Source organism: Nocardioides ferulae (assembly GCF_003660455.1).
In the GTDB taxonomy this organism is placed as follows: Bacteria; Actinomycetota; Actinomycetes; order Propionibacteriales; family Nocardioidaceae; genus Nocardioides; species Nocardioides ferulae.
In genome coordinates this window covers 449,886-464,902 of the sequence record NZ_QZVR01000002.1, presented here as the reverse complement: position 1 = coordinate 464,902, position 15,017 = coordinate 449,886, and the positions used below count along the sequence as shown (strand labels likewise).

General features: G+C 70.4%; 9 protein-coding genes and 1 tRNA gene. 2 read left to right on the top strand and 8 right to left on the bottom strand.

Features of this window, described 5'->3' with window-relative positions:
• The first annotated feature begins 17 nt into the window (after window positions 1–17).
• Window positions 18–1,379: an ABC transporter substrate-binding protein gene (locus D6B71_RS05255; RefSeq protein WP_206051566.1), complete on the top strand. Its 1,362-nt coding sequence runs from the start codon at window positions 18–20 to the stop codon at window positions 1,377–1,379.
• A gap of 64 nt (window positions 1,380–1,443) precedes the next feature.
• Here D6B71_RS05255 and D6B71_RS05250 read toward each other — a convergent pair whose 3' ends face one another.
• From D6B71_RS05250 to D6B71_RS05230, 5 genes are all read right to left on the bottom strand, one after another.
• Entirely contained in the window at window positions 1,444–2,202 is a 759-nt protein-coding gene (locus D6B71_RS05250) for an ABC transporter ATP-binding protein (protein WP_121252671.1), read from the bottom strand.
• Window positions 2,202–3,176, bottom strand: coding sequence for an ABC transporter ATP-binding protein (locus tag D6B71_RS05245; RefSeq protein ID WP_121252669.1), 975 nt, complete (start codon window positions 3,174–3,176; stop codon window positions 2,202–2,204). Before D6B71_RS05245 ends, D6B71_RS05250 begins: the two co-directional genes overlap by 1 nt.
• A complete protein-coding gene (locus D6B71_RS05240) occupies window positions 3,169–4,362 on the bottom strand; it encodes a branched-chain amino acid ABC transporter permease (protein WP_121252667.1) in 1,194 nt (397 codons plus the stop codon). The genes D6B71_RS05245 and D6B71_RS05240 overlap by 8 nt, the downstream gene beginning before the upstream one ends.
• 12 nt (window positions 4,363–4,374) lie before the next feature.
• Window positions 4,375–5,691: an ABC transporter permease subunit gene (locus D6B71_RS05235; protein ID WP_206051565.1), complete on the bottom strand. Its 1,317-nt coding sequence runs from the start codon at window positions 5,689–5,691 to the stop codon at window positions 4,375–4,377.
• A 202-nt stretch (window positions 5,692–5,893) separates the two neighbouring features.
• Window positions 5,894–6,499: an ANTAR domain-containing response regulator gene (locus D6B71_RS05230; RefSeq protein WP_121252662.1), complete on the bottom strand. Its 606-nt coding sequence runs from the start codon at window positions 6,497–6,499 to the stop codon at window positions 5,894–5,896.
• Between the two features lie 39 nt (window positions 6,500–6,538).
• Here D6B71_RS05230 and D6B71_RS05225 point away from each other — a divergent pair.
• Window positions 6,539–6,612: transfer RNA gene (locus tag D6B71_RS05225), tRNA-Leu, on the top strand.
• 578 nt (window positions 6,613–7,190) lie between these two features.
• On the opposite strand, the gene pyk is transcribed toward D6B71_RS05225, so the two are convergent.
• From pyk to gltB, 3 genes are all read right to left on the bottom strand, one after another.
• Window positions 7,191–8,657 (bottom strand): pyruvate kinase, encoded by a 1,467-nt coding sequence (gene pyk, locus D6B71_RS05220; RefSeq protein WP_121252660.1) that lies wholly within the window; start codon window positions 8,655–8,657, stop codon window positions 7,191–7,193.
• 142 nt (window positions 8,658–8,799) lie between these two features.
• Window positions 8,800–10,278 carry a glutamate synthase subunit beta gene (locus D6B71_RS05215; RefSeq protein ID WP_121252658.1) on the bottom strand — a complete coding sequence of 493 codons (1,479 nt, stop codon included), beginning with the start codon at window positions 10,276–10,278 and terminating at the stop codon, window positions 8,800–8,802.
• Window positions 10,271–14,836, bottom strand: coding sequence for a glutamate synthase large subunit (gene gltB, locus D6B71_RS05210; protein WP_121252656.1), 4,566 nt, complete (start codon window positions 14,834–14,836; stop codon window positions 10,271–10,273). Before gltB ends, D6B71_RS05215 begins: the two co-directional genes overlap by 8 nt.
• Between the last annotated feature and the right edge of the window lie 181 nt (window positions 14,837–15,017).

The window sequence follows — 15,017 nt, the reverse complement described above, 5'->3', positions numbered from 1 at the left end:
ACAGAAAGGTTCACCACGTGAATCGCTCCAAGACCGCTTCCTGGGTGAAGCTGATGGCGGGCACGGCCGCCCTCACGCTCTCCCTCGCCGCCTGTGGCTCCGAGGACGACGACTCGCCGGAGGCCGAGGACACCCCGGCCGCCACCTCCGGTGAGACCGATTCCTCCGCGCCGGCCGGCGACTTCACCAACGACGAGTGCGCGGGCGGCAGCACCAGCGCCGACACGCTCAAGGTGGGCGGCATCCTGCCGCTGACCGGCAACCTGGCCTTCCTCGGCCCGCCCGAGGTCGCCGGCGTCGGCCTGGCCGTCTCCGACATCAACGCGGCCGGCGGCGTCAACGGCGCCGACGCCTGCCACCAGATCGAGGACTCCGGTGACACCACCGACCTCTCGGTCAGCACCGCCTCGGCCCGCACCCTCATCAAGGACAAGGCGTCCGTGGTCATCGGCGCCGCCTCCTCCAGCGTGTCGCTGAACTTCGTCGACCGGCTCACCGCCGCGAAGATCACCCAGGTCTCGCCCGCCAACACCGCGGTCGACCTGAGCGGCTACTCCGACTTCTACTTCCGCACCGCTCCCCCGGACGGCATCCAGGGCAACGCGCTGGGCTCGCTGATCTCCAGCGACGGCTACCAGAAGGTGGCCTTCCTCGTCTTCTCCGACACCTACGGCACCGGCCTGCGCGACGTCGTGCAGGAGACCGTGGAGGCCGGCGGTGGCGAGTGCACCTACGGGTGCAAGGGCGACGGCGACGAGTTCCCCGCCGGGCAGACCACCTTCTCCTCCGAGGTGAGCGCGGCGGTCAACTCCAACCCCGACGCCATCGTCATCCTCGCCTTCGACGAGACCAAGGCGATCGTGCCCGAGCTGGCCTCCGCCGGGTGGGACATGTCGGCGACCTACTTCTCCGACGGCAACACCGCCGACTACTCCGCGGACTTCGAGCCCGGCACGCTCGAGGGCGCGCAGGGCACCATCCCGGGCGCGGACGCCTCGGACGACTTCAAGGAGCGGCTGCAGGGCTGGAACCAGGCGGTGAACGGTGAGGAGCTCACCGACTACGCCTACGCCGCCGAGTCCTACGACGCCACCATCCTGGCCGCCCTCGCGGCCTACAAGGGCGGCGCCACCGACTCCGTGACGATCCAGCAGAACTACGCGGCCGTCTCCGGCGCCACCGACGGCGAGGAGTGCACGTCGTACGCCGACTGCACCGCCCTGCTCGACGAGGGCAGCGAGATCCGCTACGTCGGCCCGTCCGGCATCGGCCCGATCGACGAGGAGAACGACCCCTCGTCCGCGTTCGTCGGCATCTACACCTTCAACGCCGAGAACAAGAACGAGCTGACCTCCACGGTCGAGGGTCGCAAGTCCTGACCCACTCGCTCGACGCAGAAAGGCCCCGGACTCGCGTCCGGGGCCTTTCTGTCTGTCCGTGCGGTCAGTCGGCGCCGACCTCCTTGGCCAGGGTGCCGAGGTAGAGCTCGATGACCCGCGGATCGTTGGCCAGCTCACGGCCGGTGCCCGTGTAGGCGTCCCGGCCCTGGTCGAGCACGTAGCCACGGTCGCAGACCTGCAGGCAGCGACGGGCGTTCTGCTCGACCATCACCACGCACACACCGGTCTTGTTGATCCGGCGGGTGCGGATGAAGGTCTCGTCCTGGCGCACCGGCGACAGGCCGGCCGAGGGCTCGTCGAGCAGCAGCACCGACGGCTCCATCATCAGGGCCCGGGCCATCGCCAGCGACTGGCGCTCGCCACCGGACAGGGCGCCGGCGCTCTGGTTGCGCCGGTCGTGCAGGACCGGGAAGAGATCCCACATCGCCCGCAGCCGCTCCTGCATCTTCTTGGGCCGCAGGAACAGCCCCATCCGCAGGTTCTCCTCGATGGTCAGCGAGGGGAAGACGTTGTTGGTCTGGGGCACGAAGCCCACGCCCATCTCGACCAGCTGGTTGGTGCGCATGTTGGTGATGTCGCGCTCCCCCAGCGTCACGCTGCCGGAGTGCACCTTGACCAGGCCGAACATCGCCTTGAGCAGCGTCGACTTGCCGGCCCCGTTGGGACCGATGATGCCGACCATCTCGCCGGGGTAGGCGGCCAGGCTGCACCCGTTGAGGATGTTGACGCCGGGCAGGTAGCCGGCCACGACGTCGGTGGCCTCGACCACGGGCCGCTGGCCCGCGCTGTTCGTGGTGCTCATCAGCGCTCCCCCTCCTGATTGCGGGCCGCCTCTTCCTCGGCGACCTCCAGCTCGAGCGCAGCCGCGACGCCCTCGTCGAGCAGCGCGTCGTCCCCGAGGTCGGTCTCGTGGTGGGCACCGAGGTAGGCGTCGATGACCGCCTTGTCGGCCATCACCGTGTCCGCCGGCCCCTCGGCCACGATGCGGCCCTCGGCCATCACCACCACCCAGTCCGAGATGTGCTGCACCACGTGCATGTCGTGCTCGACGAAGAGCACGGTCATGCCGTCGTCGCGCAACGACTGGATGTGACCCAGCAGTGACTGGGTGAGCGCCGGGTTCACCCCCGCCATCGGCTCGTCGAGCATGATCATCGACGGGTCCGTCATCAGCGCCCGCGCCATCTCCAGCAGCTTGCGCTGCCCGCCGGAGAGGCTGCCGGCGTAGTCGTCGCGCTTCTCCAACAGCTTGAAGCGGTCCAGGAGCTCCTCGGCCTTGTGCCGCACCTCGCGCTCCTGCTGGCGCCACAGCGGGCGGAACATCGCCTTCGCGAGGCTCTCGCCGCCCTGGTCCTTCGCGCCGAGCATCATGTTGTCCATCACCGTCATGCGGCTCAACGCCTTGGTGAGCTGGAAGGTGCGCACCATGCCGGCCTTGGCGACGCTGGAGGCCGACGTCTTGTCGAGCGTCGCGCCGTCGAAGGCCCAGTGCGCGCCCTTGCCGGCCGAGGTGGGCCGGTCGAACCCGGTGATCAGGTTGAAGAAGGTCGTCTTGCCGGCGCCGTTGGGCCCGATCAGCGCGGTGATGATGCCGCGCTGCACCTCGAGGTGCTCGACGTCGACGGCCATCATGCCGCCGAAGCGGCGCTGGATGTGGTCGACGCGAAGGATCGGGTCGGGCTTGGCGGAGCCGGGGATCCGGTCGACCTGCGACATCATCTGCCGTCGGGCGGCGGGGTCCGCATGGCCGGCCGTGGCCGTGGTCTGCTCAGACATGGAACCGTAGCTCCCTCTTGTTGCCCAGGATGCCTTGCGGCCTGAAGATCACCAGCAGCACCAGCACGATGCCGACGACGATGTAGGAGAACTGCTCGGTCTGCTGGTCGCTCATGATGCTGTTCGGGACGTAGGCGCCCGACATCTCGCGCACCAGGATGCGCGCGGAGAAGAAGATGATCGCGCCCAGCACCGGTCCGAAGATGGTGGCCGCGCCGCCGAGCAGCAGCGCGGTGTAGGCGAAGAACGTCAACTGGCGACCCATCGAGTCGGCCTGGACCGATCCGGTGAGCACGTAGACCATGCCGCCCAGCGCACCGAACATGCCGCCGATGATCAGCGCCTGCATCTTGATCGCGAAGACGTTCTTGCCGAGGCTGCGGATCGCGTCCTCGTCCTCGCGGATGCCGCGCAGCAGGCGTCCCCAGGGGCTGCGCACCAGCAGGAAGACGATCAGGCAGGAGAGGCCCACCAGGCCCCAGGCCACCAGCCGCACCCACCAGCCGTCGACACTCGTGTTGGGCTCGCTCTGGGGGAAGGAGAAGAAGAGGGCCAGCACCATCACGACGCTGAGCACGGCGAGCAGCAGCTTCGGCGTGGCGGAGGTGCCCACCGTCGGCTCGTCACTCCCGCGGGACTTCATCCGCTTGGCGACCCACACGATCGCGGCCAGGGCGGCCAGCGCCACCAGCAGCCCCGCGATCCGGGCACCGGTGCCGCCGGCCTCCCGGTAGTTGAGGGGGAGCAGCGTCGTGCTGCCGTCGCCGAGGAAGGACAGCGAGATGAACGGCCCCTGGTAGCTCTTGCCGAAGATGCCCTGCGAGCCGCCGGTGAAGTCCTCGAAGGCGGCCAGTCGACCCGTGTAGCGGATGATCTCCGCCGCGGAGATCGTCACGATCGCCAGGTAGTCGCCGCGCAGCTTCAAGGTGGGCAGGCCGAGGATCAGCGAGAAGATCAGCGAGATCACCAGGCCGATGAGGACGGCGAGCGCCAACGGGATGTCGTGGGTGATCGAGATCGCCATGCCGTAGGCACCCAGCAGCATGTAGCCGGCCTGGCCGATGTTGAGCAGGCCGGTGAAGCCGAAGTGGATGTTCAGGCCGATCACGGCGATCGCGACCGCCGCGGTGTCCGGGGCGATGGCCTCGCTGACGACCGAGTTGAGGATGCTCAGGAAAGTGTCCATGGTGGCTCCTTCTCAGCCGACCCGCACTGCACGACCGAGCAGGCCCTGGGGCCTGACCATCAGCAGCAGGATGAGGATGACCAGCGCGACGGCGTACTTGAGGTCGCCGGGCGCGCCCAGCGGCCCGGCGAGCTCGACGACCAGGCCGATGACGATGGCGCCGACGAACGCACCGAAGGCCGTGCCGAGACCACCGAGCGTCACCGCCGCGAACAGCAGCAGCAGGATCTGCATGCCGGTGTCCCAGCGGATGCCGTTGCTGACCACCAGCGCGTAGAGCACACCGCCGAGCCCGGCCAGGCCGGCCGCGGCCGTCCAGACCAGGCGGATGATCTTGTCGACGTCGATGCCCGAGGCGGCAGCGAGGGCCGGGTTGTCGGAGACCGCGCGGGTGGCCTGGCCGATGCGGGTGCGCAGCAGCACGAAGCCGACCAGGCCGATCATCAGCAGCGAGATGCCCATCGCGACGAACGACATCTCGGTCAGCCGGACGGGGCCGATCTCGACCACGTCGAAGGTCTCGACGACGACCTTCTGCTGGGAGGCGCCGACGAAGAACTGGAAGGCGTACTGCGCGGCCAGGGAGAGGCCGATGGTCACGATCATCATCTGGGTCAGGCCCAGCCCGCGCCGGCGCAGCGGCTGCCACAGCCCGCGGTCCTGGAGATAGCCGGTGGCCGCGCAGATCAGCGTCGTCAGCACCACCCCGAGCCACAGGTTCAGGCCGCCGACGTTGACCAGCCCGTAGGCGACCATGCCGCCCAGCGTGACCTGCTCGGCGTGGGCGAAGTTCGACAGGCCCGTCGTGCCGTAGATCAGCGACAGCCCGACCGAGGCCAGGGCAAGCAGCAGGCCCAGCCGCAGTCCCTGGGCGATGCTCTGCGCGATCTGGTCGCCGAAGCTCGCGCCGCCGGCGTCGTAGTCGACCGAGCGGACGTCGAGGTCGGGAGCGACCGTCTGGCCCAGGCGGACCTGCACGAGGATGCTGCCCTCGGGGCCCTGGAAGCGCGGGGCGGGCTCGAGGATCTCGAGGTCGTCGGGGAGCGTCTCGGGGTCGACCAGCACGGCGTACTCGCCGGCCTCCTCGACCTGGAAGCTGAACTTGCCGTCAGCCTCGGTGGTCTGCGACTCGATCTCGGCACCGTCGGGGCCGAGCAGCGTCACCTCGACCCCCTCGACCGGGTTGGTGCGGTTGCCGACCGTGCCGTTGATGCACGCCGTCTGCTCGGGCTGCGCCAGACACAAGGTGGCGACGCTCGCCTGGGCGCTGCCGGCTCCGGCGACGAGGAGCACGAGCGGGGCGAGCAGCAAGCCCAGCAGGGCACCCACCACAGTCGTTCGTCGACGGAGGCCGGGTGGCCTCGGACATGCCTTCACGTGCGGTCTCCTCTCCCGCGCCCGGCTGGACGCTGCCCGGCAGTCTAGGGGGCACGGCCGTGAGGCTAGGCACACCTGCGGGTCGGCGACCGCGAGGTGACCAGGGCTTTACCTACTCGTGACCTGCGCGGTCGAAACGAGCGCGCTCGGCGGCTCAGCCTCCGGCGATCCCCGGCCCGTGGGCGATCACGCCGTCGGCGACCTGCCGCATCGACAGCCGCAGGTCCATCGCGGTCTTCTGGATCCAGCGGAAGGCGTCGGGCTCGGAGAGCTCGAGCTGCTGCTGGAGCACGCTCTTGGCCCGGTCGACGGCCTTGCGGGTCTCGAGCCGCTCGGTGAGGTCGGCGACCTCGCGCTCGAGCAGGGTCAGCTCGGTGAACCGGCTGACCGCCATCTCGATGGCCGGCACCAGATCGCTCTGCGAGAACGGCTTGACCAGGTAGGCCATCGCGCCGGCGTCGCGGGCCCGCTCCACCAGGTCGCGCTGCGAGAACGCGGTCAGCATGACGACCGGGGCGATCCGGGCCTGCGCGATCCGCTCGGCGGCCGCGATGCCGTCGAGGACCGGCATCTTCACGTCGAGGATGACCAGGTCCGGGCGCAGCTCCTCGGCCAGCTGCACGGCCTTCTCGCCGTCGCCGGCCTGGCCGACGACGTCGTACCCCTCCTCGGCGAGCATCTCGGCGAGGTCCATGCGGATCAGCACCTCGTCCTCGGCGATGACGACGCGGCGCGGGGTCGCGGAAGCGGGCTCGGTCACGGGCTCAGGCTAGCGGTCCGCTAGTCTCGATGCCCGCCAGCCCCGGTATTCCAATCGGCAGAGAAAATCGGCTCAAACCCGATCCAGTGTGGGTTCGAATCCCACCCGGGGCACTGTAGGACTGGCTGTGTCGGTGCCCGGACCCATCATGGCCGCGTGTACCCGGACCTCACCCGCCGCGCCGCCCTCGACGCACTCAACCGGGGCGTCACGATCTCGGAGCTGAGCCTCAGAACTGGCATCCATCGGTCGACGCTCCGGGAGTGGCGAGACCGCCCACGCCCACAGCCCGGCGCCTGCCCGACGTGCGACGGGGCAGAGCCGCCGACACGGGGCTACTCGGCGCTTCTCGGCTACTACCTTGGGGACGGATGTATCTCGGCTGCTGCCCGCTACTTCGCGTTGCGGATCGTCTGCGACGCGGCCTATCCCGGGATCATCGGCGATGTCACCTCGTGCATTCGGAGCATCCGCCCGGGCGCCCGGGTGCACCAGGTAGCAGCGCCCGGATGTGTCCACGTCCAGAACAACTGGAAGCACTGGCCCTGCCTCTTCCCCCAGCACGGCCCAGGGCGGAAGCACGAGAGGCCCATCGTGCTCGAACCGTGGCAGTGCGAGATCGTGGCGGAGCATCCAGGCCCGCCTCGACGAGCTGGTGGGGCCGAAGCGGTGACCCTGCGTCCTCCGCCGATCAGCTCGGCGGGTTGCGGTAGGCCCAGGCGGCGCCCTGCTTGGCGTCGCCCATCCGGTGCACGCGCAGGGCGTTCGTCGAACCGGGGATGCCCGGAGGGGCACCGGCCACGATCACGACCAGGTCGCCCTCGGTCACCCGACCGATCTTCAGCAGCTGCTGGTCGACCTGCGGGGCCATCTCGTCGGTGTGGTTGACCTGCGGCGTCAGGAAGGTCTCGATCCCCCAGCTCAGGGCCAGGTTGGACCGCACCCGCGGCTCCGGGGTGAACGCCAGCAGCGGCGTCTGGGGGCGCAGCCGCGACATCCGCCGCGCGGAGTCGCCGGTCTGGGTGAACGCCACGACGTACTTCGCGTCGAGCCGCTCGGCGACCTCGGCCGCCGCCTTGGCGATCACGCCGCCCTGGGTGCGCGGCTCCCACTGGAGATGACGGATGACCCGGCTGTGCTCGTCGGTCATCGCGTGGTTCTCGGTGGCCTCGACGATCTTGGCCATCGTCTCGACGGTGTGGATCGGGAACTCGCCCACGCTCGTCTCGCCCGAGAGCATGACGGCGTCGGCACCGTCGAGGACCGCGTTGGCGACGTCGGACGCTTCGGCCCGGGTGGGCTGCGGGTTGCCGATCATCGACTCGAGCATCTGGGTGGCGACGATGACCGGCTTGGCGTTCAGGCGCGCCTTGTCGATGATCCGGCGCTGCAGGAACGGGACGTCCTCGAGCGGGCACTCGACGCCGAGGTCGCCGCGGGCGACCATGAAGGCGTCGAAGGCCTTGATCACCTCGTCGAGGTTCTCGATCGCCTGGGGCTTCTCGATCTTGGCGATGATCGGGACCGAGATCCCCTCCTCGGCCATGATCGCCCGCACGTCGTCGGCGTCCTTGGCGTCACGGACGAAGCTCAGCGCGACGAAGTCGACGCCGAGGTGCAGCGCGAAGCGCAGGTCGGCGATGTCCTTCTCGGACAGCGCCGGCACCGAGACCGCCACGCCGGGCAGGTTGATGCCCTTGTGGTCGCTGACCGGCCCCCCGACCAGCACCTCGGTGTGCACGTCGGGGCCGTCGACCTCGCGCACCCGCAGGCGCACCTTGCCGTCGTCGATCAGGATCGGGTCGCCAGTCTTCACGTCGCCGGGCAGGCCGGCGTAGGTCGTGCCGGCGATGGTCTCGTCACCCGGCACCTCGCGGGTGGTGATCGTCCACGACTGGCCGCGGCGCAGCAGCACCGGCCCGTCGGCGATCTTCGCGAGGCGGATCTTGGGGCCCTGCAGGTCGGCGAGGATGCCGACGCCGCGACCGCTGGCGTCGGAGGCATCGCGCACGAGGCGATATCGCTCGGCGTGCTCCTCGTGGCTGCCGTGGCTCATGTTCAGCCGGGCGACGTCCATGCCCGCATAGACGAGCTCGCGGATGCGCCGCGGCGTCGAGACGGCCGGACCCAGGGTGCAGACAATCTTGGCTCTACGCACGGTCCGAGCCTACCCCCTCTTGGATCGTTCCAAGCATTCTTGGGGCGAACCGGCCCCCGGCCGGGCGGAAATGCGGACCGGCGCCCGCCCCGCTCTCGCGGGTGCGGGCGCCGGTGGACGCGTGTCGACTGCGCGCGGATGCTCAGACCACGAGCGGGCGCGCGGTCGGCGGGATCGGGGACGGCAGCGAGGTGGAGCCGGTCAGGAACCGGTCCACCGCGGAGGCGGCGGCCCTGCCCTCGGCGATCGCCCACACGATCAGCGACTGCCCGCGACCCGCGTCGCCGGCGACGAAGACCCCCTCGACCGAGGACATGTAGGCGTCGTCGCGCACCACGTTGCCGCGGGCGTCGAGCTCGACCCCGAGCTGCTCGACCAGGCCGGCCTTCTCCGGCCCCACGAAGCCCATCGCGAACAGCACCAGGTCGGCCGGGATCTCCCGCTCGGTGCCCTCGCGCTCGACGAGCTTGCCGTCGACGAACTCGACCTCGACCAGGCGCAGCGCCCGCACGTTGCCCTGCTCGTCGCCGAGGAACTCCTGGGTGGAGACCGCGTAGACCCGCTCGCCGCCCTCCTCGTGGGCAGACGAGACCCGGAACGTCATCGGGTACGTCGGCCACGGCTGCCCGGCGGGCCTCTCGTGCGGGGGCTCGGGCAGGATCTCGAGCTGGGTGATCGACGCCGCCTCCTGCCGGATCGAGGTGCCCAGGCAGTCGGCGCCGGTGTCGCCGCCGCCGATGATCACGACGTGCTTTCCGGTGGCCAGGATCTGGTCGGAGCCGTCCTGCGTGGCCGGCTCGCCGAGCGCGACCCGGTTGGCCTGCGGCAGGAACTCCATGGCCTGGTGGATGCCGGCGAGCTCGCGGCCGGGGATGCGCAGGTCGCGCGGCTCGGTGGAGCCGATCGCCAGCACCACCGCGTCGTACCGCTCCCGCAGCTTGGTGCCGGTGAGTTCGGCGCCGACGTCCACACCGGCCCGGAAGACCGTGCCCTCCCGGCGCATCTGGTCGAGGCGACGGTCGAGGTACTTCTTCTCCATCTTGAACTCGGGGATGCCGTAGCGCAGCAGCCCGCCGATCTTGTCGGCCCGCTCGTAGACCGCGACGGTGTGGCCGGCCCGGGTCAGCTGCTGGGCGGCGGCCAGGCCGGCGGGACCGGAGCCGACCACGGCCACGGTGCGGCCCGAGAGCCACTCCGGTGGCTGCGGCCGCACATAGCCGGCGTCGAAGGCCTTGTCGGCGATCGTCACCTCGACGTTCTTGATCGTGACCGGGTCCTGGTTGATGCCCAGCACGCAGGCGGTCTCGCAGGGCGCCGGGCAGAGGCGACCGGTGAACTCGGGGAAGTTGTTGGTCGCGTGCAGGCGCTCGCTGGCGCCCTCCCAGTCGTCACGCCAGACCAGGTCGTTCCACTCGGGGATCAGGTTGCCCAGCGGGCAGCCGGAGTGGCAGAACGGGATGCCGCAGTCCATGCACCGCGACGCCTGGGTGTTGATGATCGGGAGCAGCGCCCGGCCCATGCTGCCGGGGTAGACCTCGTTCCAGTCGTGCACCCGCTCGGGCACCGGACGCCGTTGCGCGACCTCGCGGCCCGCCTTGAGGAATCCCTTGGGGTCAGCCATGAAGCACCTCCATGATCCGGGCTGCGGTCTCGTCCTCGTCGAGGCCGTCCTCGAGGGCCTCGGCGCGCGCCTCCAGCACCCGCTTGTAGTCCGACGGCATGACCTCGGTGAACCGCGGCAGTGCGGCGTCCCAGTCGGCGAGCAGCTGCTCGGCGACTCCGGAGCCGGTCTCCTCGAGGTGCCGGGTCACCAGGGCCTTGAGCTCGACGGCCGCCTCGCCCTCCACCGGGCGCAGCTCGACCAGCTCGGGGTTGACCCGGAACGGCTTGAGGTCGAGCACCCAGGCAACGCCACCGGACATGCCGGCCGCGAAGTTGCGGCCGGTCCTGCCCAGGACGACCACCCGGCCGCCGGTCATGTACTCGCAGGCGTGGTCGCCCACGCCCTCGGTCACCGCGGACGCGCCGGAGTTGCGGACGCAGAACCGCTCCCCCACCCCGCCGCGGATGAAGATCTCACCGGACGTCGCGCCGTAGCCGATCACGTTGCCGGCGATGATCTGCTCGCTCGGCTCGAACGGGGCGGTGCGGTCGGGACGGACCACGATCCGCCCACCCGAGAGGCCCTTGCCGACGTAGTCGTTGGCGTCGCCCTCGAGTCGCAGGGTGATGCCGCGCGGCACGAACGCACCGAACGACTGACCGGCCGACCCCAGGAAGGTGAGATCGATGGTGCCGTCGGGCAGCCCCTCGCCGCGGTAGCGCTTGGTCACCTCGTGGCCGAGGATCGTGCCGACGGTGCGGTTGACGTTGCGGATGCGCACCTGGGCGCGCACCGGTTCGCCGTTCTCCAGCGCCGGCTGCGCCAGCGGCAGCAGCTCGGTGACGTCGAGGGACTTCTCCAGCCCGTGCTCCTGGCTGGTCACGTTGCGCAGCGCCGTGCCCTCGGGCAGCTCCGGCAGGTGCAGGATCGGCGACAGGTCGAGCCCGGAGGCCTTCCAGTGGTCGACCGCGCGGGCGACGTCGAGCGCCTCCACGTGACCGATCGCCTCGTCGAGGCTGCGGAAGCCCAGCTCCGCGAGGAGCTCGCGGACCTCCTCGGCGACGAACTCGAAGAAGTTCACCACGAACTCGGGCCGGCCGGAGAACCGCTCACGCAGCACGGGGTTCTGCGTCGCGACGCCCACGGGGCAGGTGTCGAGGTGGCAGACCCGCATCATGATGCAGCCCGAGACCACCAGCGGCGCGGTGGCGAACCCGAACTCCTCGGCGCCGAGCAGCGCCGCGACCACGACGTCGCGACCGGTCTTGAGCTGCCCGTCGGTCTGGACGACGATCCGGTCGCGCAGTCCGTTGAGAAGCAGGGTCTGCTGGGTCTCGGCCAGACCGAGCTCCCAGGGCCCGCCGGCGTGCTTGAGCGAGGTCAGCGGCGAGGCGCCGGTGCCGCCGTCGTGGCCGGAGATCAGCACCACGTCGGCGTGTGCCTTCGAGACGCCGGTCGCGACCGTGCCGACGCCGACCTCGGAGACCAGCTTCACGTGGATGCGGGCGCTCGGGTTGGCGTTCTTCAGGTCGTGGATCAGCTGGGCCAGATCCTCGATCGAGTAGATGTCGTGGTGCGGCGGCGGGCTGATCAGGCCGACCCCCGGTGTGGAGTGCCTGGTCTTGGCCACCCAGGGGTAGACCTTGTGGCCGGGCAGCTGGCCGCCCTCGCCGGGCTTGGCGCCCTGCGCCATCTTGATCTGGATGTCGTCGGAGTTGGTGAGGTACTCCGCGGTGACGCCGAAGCGTCCGGAGGCCACCTGCTTGATCGAGCTGCGCCGCTCGGGGTCGTAGAGCCGCTCGGGGTCCTCGCCGCCCTCACCGGTGTTGGACTTGCCGCCTAGCCGGTTCATCGCGATCGCGAGGGTCTCGTGCGCCTCCTTGCTGATCGAGCCGTAGGACATCGCACCGGTCGAGAAGCGCTTGACGATCTCGGAGACCGGCTCGACCTCGTCGATCGGCACCGGCTGCCGGCCGCTCGCCTCGGCGTCCTTGAACCGGAACAGGCCGCGCAGCGTCATCAGCCGCGACGACTGCTCGTCGACGGCCTGCGTGTACTGCTTGAACACGTCGTAGCGGCCGGTGCGGGTGGAGTGCTGGAGCCGGAAGACCGTGTCGGGGTCGAACAGGTGCGGCTCGGACTCCCCCTTCACGCTGCGCCGCCACTGGTACTCGCCGCCCGCCTCCAGCTGACGGTGCGCGGGCGCCAGGCCACCGCGGGGGTACGCCGTGGCGTGCCGCCGGGCGACCTCCTCGGCGATCGTCTCGAGCTCGATGCCGCCGAGCTTGGAGGTGGTGCCGGTGAAGTACCGGTCGACCACGGCCTGGGAGAGCCCGACCGCCTCGAAGATCTGGGCGCCGGTGTAGGACGCCACCGTGGAGACGCCCATCTTCGACATCACCTTCAGCACGCCCTTGCCGAGCGCCTTGACCAGGTTGCGCACCGCCTGCTCGGGCTCGGCCTTGACGTAGTAGCCCTCGCGGGCGAGGTCCTCGACCGACTCCATCGCCAGGTAGGGGTTGACCGCGGCCGCGCCGTAGCCGACCAGCAGCGCGACGTGGTGCACCTCGCGGACGTCGCCGGCCTCGACGAGGAGCCCCACCTGGGTGCGGGTCTTCTCGCGCACCAGGTGGTGGTGCACGGCACCGGTGAGCAGCAGCGACGGGATCGGGGCCAGCTCGGCGGTGGAGTGCCGGTCGGAGAGCACGATGATCCGGGCGCCCTTGGCGATCGCCTCGGACACCTCGGCGCAGATCTCGTCGATCCGGCGGGCCAATGCGGCACCGCCGCCCTCGACCTCGTAGAGGCCGCGCGAGACGTGGGTGATGAACCCGGGCATGTCGCCGTCGCGGTTGATGTGGCGGATCTTGGCCAGGTCGTCGTTGGAGATGACCGGGAACGGCACCACGACCTGCCGGCACGAGGCCGGCGTCGGCTGGAGCAGGTTCGCCTCCGGGCCGATCGTGCCGTTGAGCGAGGTGACCAGCTCCTCGCGGATCGCGTCCAGCGGCGGGTTGGTGACCTGGGCGAACAGCTGGCTGAAGTAGTCGAACAGCAGCCGCGGCCGCTCGCTGAGCGCGGCGATCGGGGTGTCGGTGCCCATCGAGCCGATCGGCTCGGCGCCGGTGTTGGCCATCGGCGTGAGCAGGATCCGCAGCTCCTCCTCGGTGTAGCCGAAGACCTGCTGGCGGCGGGTGACCGAGGCGTGGGTGTGCACCACGTGCTCGCGCTCGGAGATGTCGTCGAGGTGGATCAGCCCGGCGTGCAGCCACTCGTCGTACGGGTTCTCCCCGGCGAGCTCGGCCTTGATCTCCTCGTCCTCGATGATCCGGTGCTCCTCGGTGTCGACCAGGAACATCCGGCCCGGCTGCAGCCGGCCCTTGCGGACCACCCTGGCCGGGTCGATGTCGAGCACGCCGACCTCGGAGGCCAGCACGACCAGCCCGTCGTCGGTGACCCAGAACCGGGAGGGGCGAAGCCCGTTGCGGTCGAGCACCGCACCGATCTGGGAGCCGTCGGTGAACACCACGCAGGCCGGCCCGTCCCACGGCTCCATGAGCGTGGAGTGGAACTCGTAGAACGCCCGTCGCTTGGCGTCCATCTCGCCGTGGTTCTCCCACGCCTCGGGGATCATCATCAGCACCGAGTGGGGCAGGGAGCGTCCGCCCATGTGCAGCAGCTCGAGCACCTCGTCGAACGACGCGGAGTCGGACGCTCCGGGGGTGCAGATCGGGTAGAGCCGCTCGAGGTCGCCGGGGATGAGGTCGGAGGCCAGCAGCGCCTCGCGGGCGCGCATCCAGTTGCGGTTGCCCATCACGGTGTTGATCTCGCCGTTGTGGGCGATGAACCGGAACGGGTGGGACAGCGGCCAGCTCGGGAAGGTGTTGGTGGAGAACCGGGAGTGCACCACGGCCAGCGCCGAGGTCAGCCGCTCGTCGCGCAGGTCGGGATAGACCTCGTCGAGCTGGGCCGGGGTGAGCATGCCCTTGTAGACCAGGGTGCGCGAGGAGAGCGAGGGGAAGTAGACGTCGGTCTCACGCTCGGCCCGCTTGCGCAGGCAGAAGGCGAGCCGCTCCAGCGCCATCCCGGTGATCCGCACGCCGCGGCCGGCGACGAAGAGCTGCGCGAACGACGGCATCACACCGCGCGCGGTGGCCCCCAGCGACTCGGGGTCGACGGGGACCTCGCGCCAGCCGAGGACGTCGAGGCCCTCCTCGTGGGCGATCTCCTCGATCCGGCTGCGGGTCTTGGCGACCTGCTCGGCGTCGCCGGGGAGGAAGGCGGTGCCCACGGCGTAGGCGTGGGGCGGGGGGAGCTCGATGCCGAGCTCGGCGGTCACCTCGCGCAGGAACGCGTCGGGGACCTGGATCAGGATGCCCGCGCCGTCGCCCGAGTTGGGCTCGGCGCCGGCCGCGCCGCGGTGGTCCAGGTTGAGCAGGGCGGTGACGCCCTGCCGCACGATCTCGTGGCTGGCAACGCCGGTCAGGGTCGCGACGAAGGCCACACCGCACGCGTCGTGCTCGTGGCTGGGTTCGTAGAGGCCCTGCGGCGGCGGGAACGCGTGCGGATAGGGCACCGGGTTCTCCCGTCGTCGTCTGTGCCGTCCGGACACACAGGGTCGAGCCCTGGGCGTGGCCGGAGGTGCGGCAGTGGGAAACAGATGTTGGCTGCAGGGACGACATTGGCCCACGCGGTCGCGTCAGGCTATCACCAGGCGCCGGCTGCGAGCACCGCCCCGACTTCGGTGGAGAGGCAGG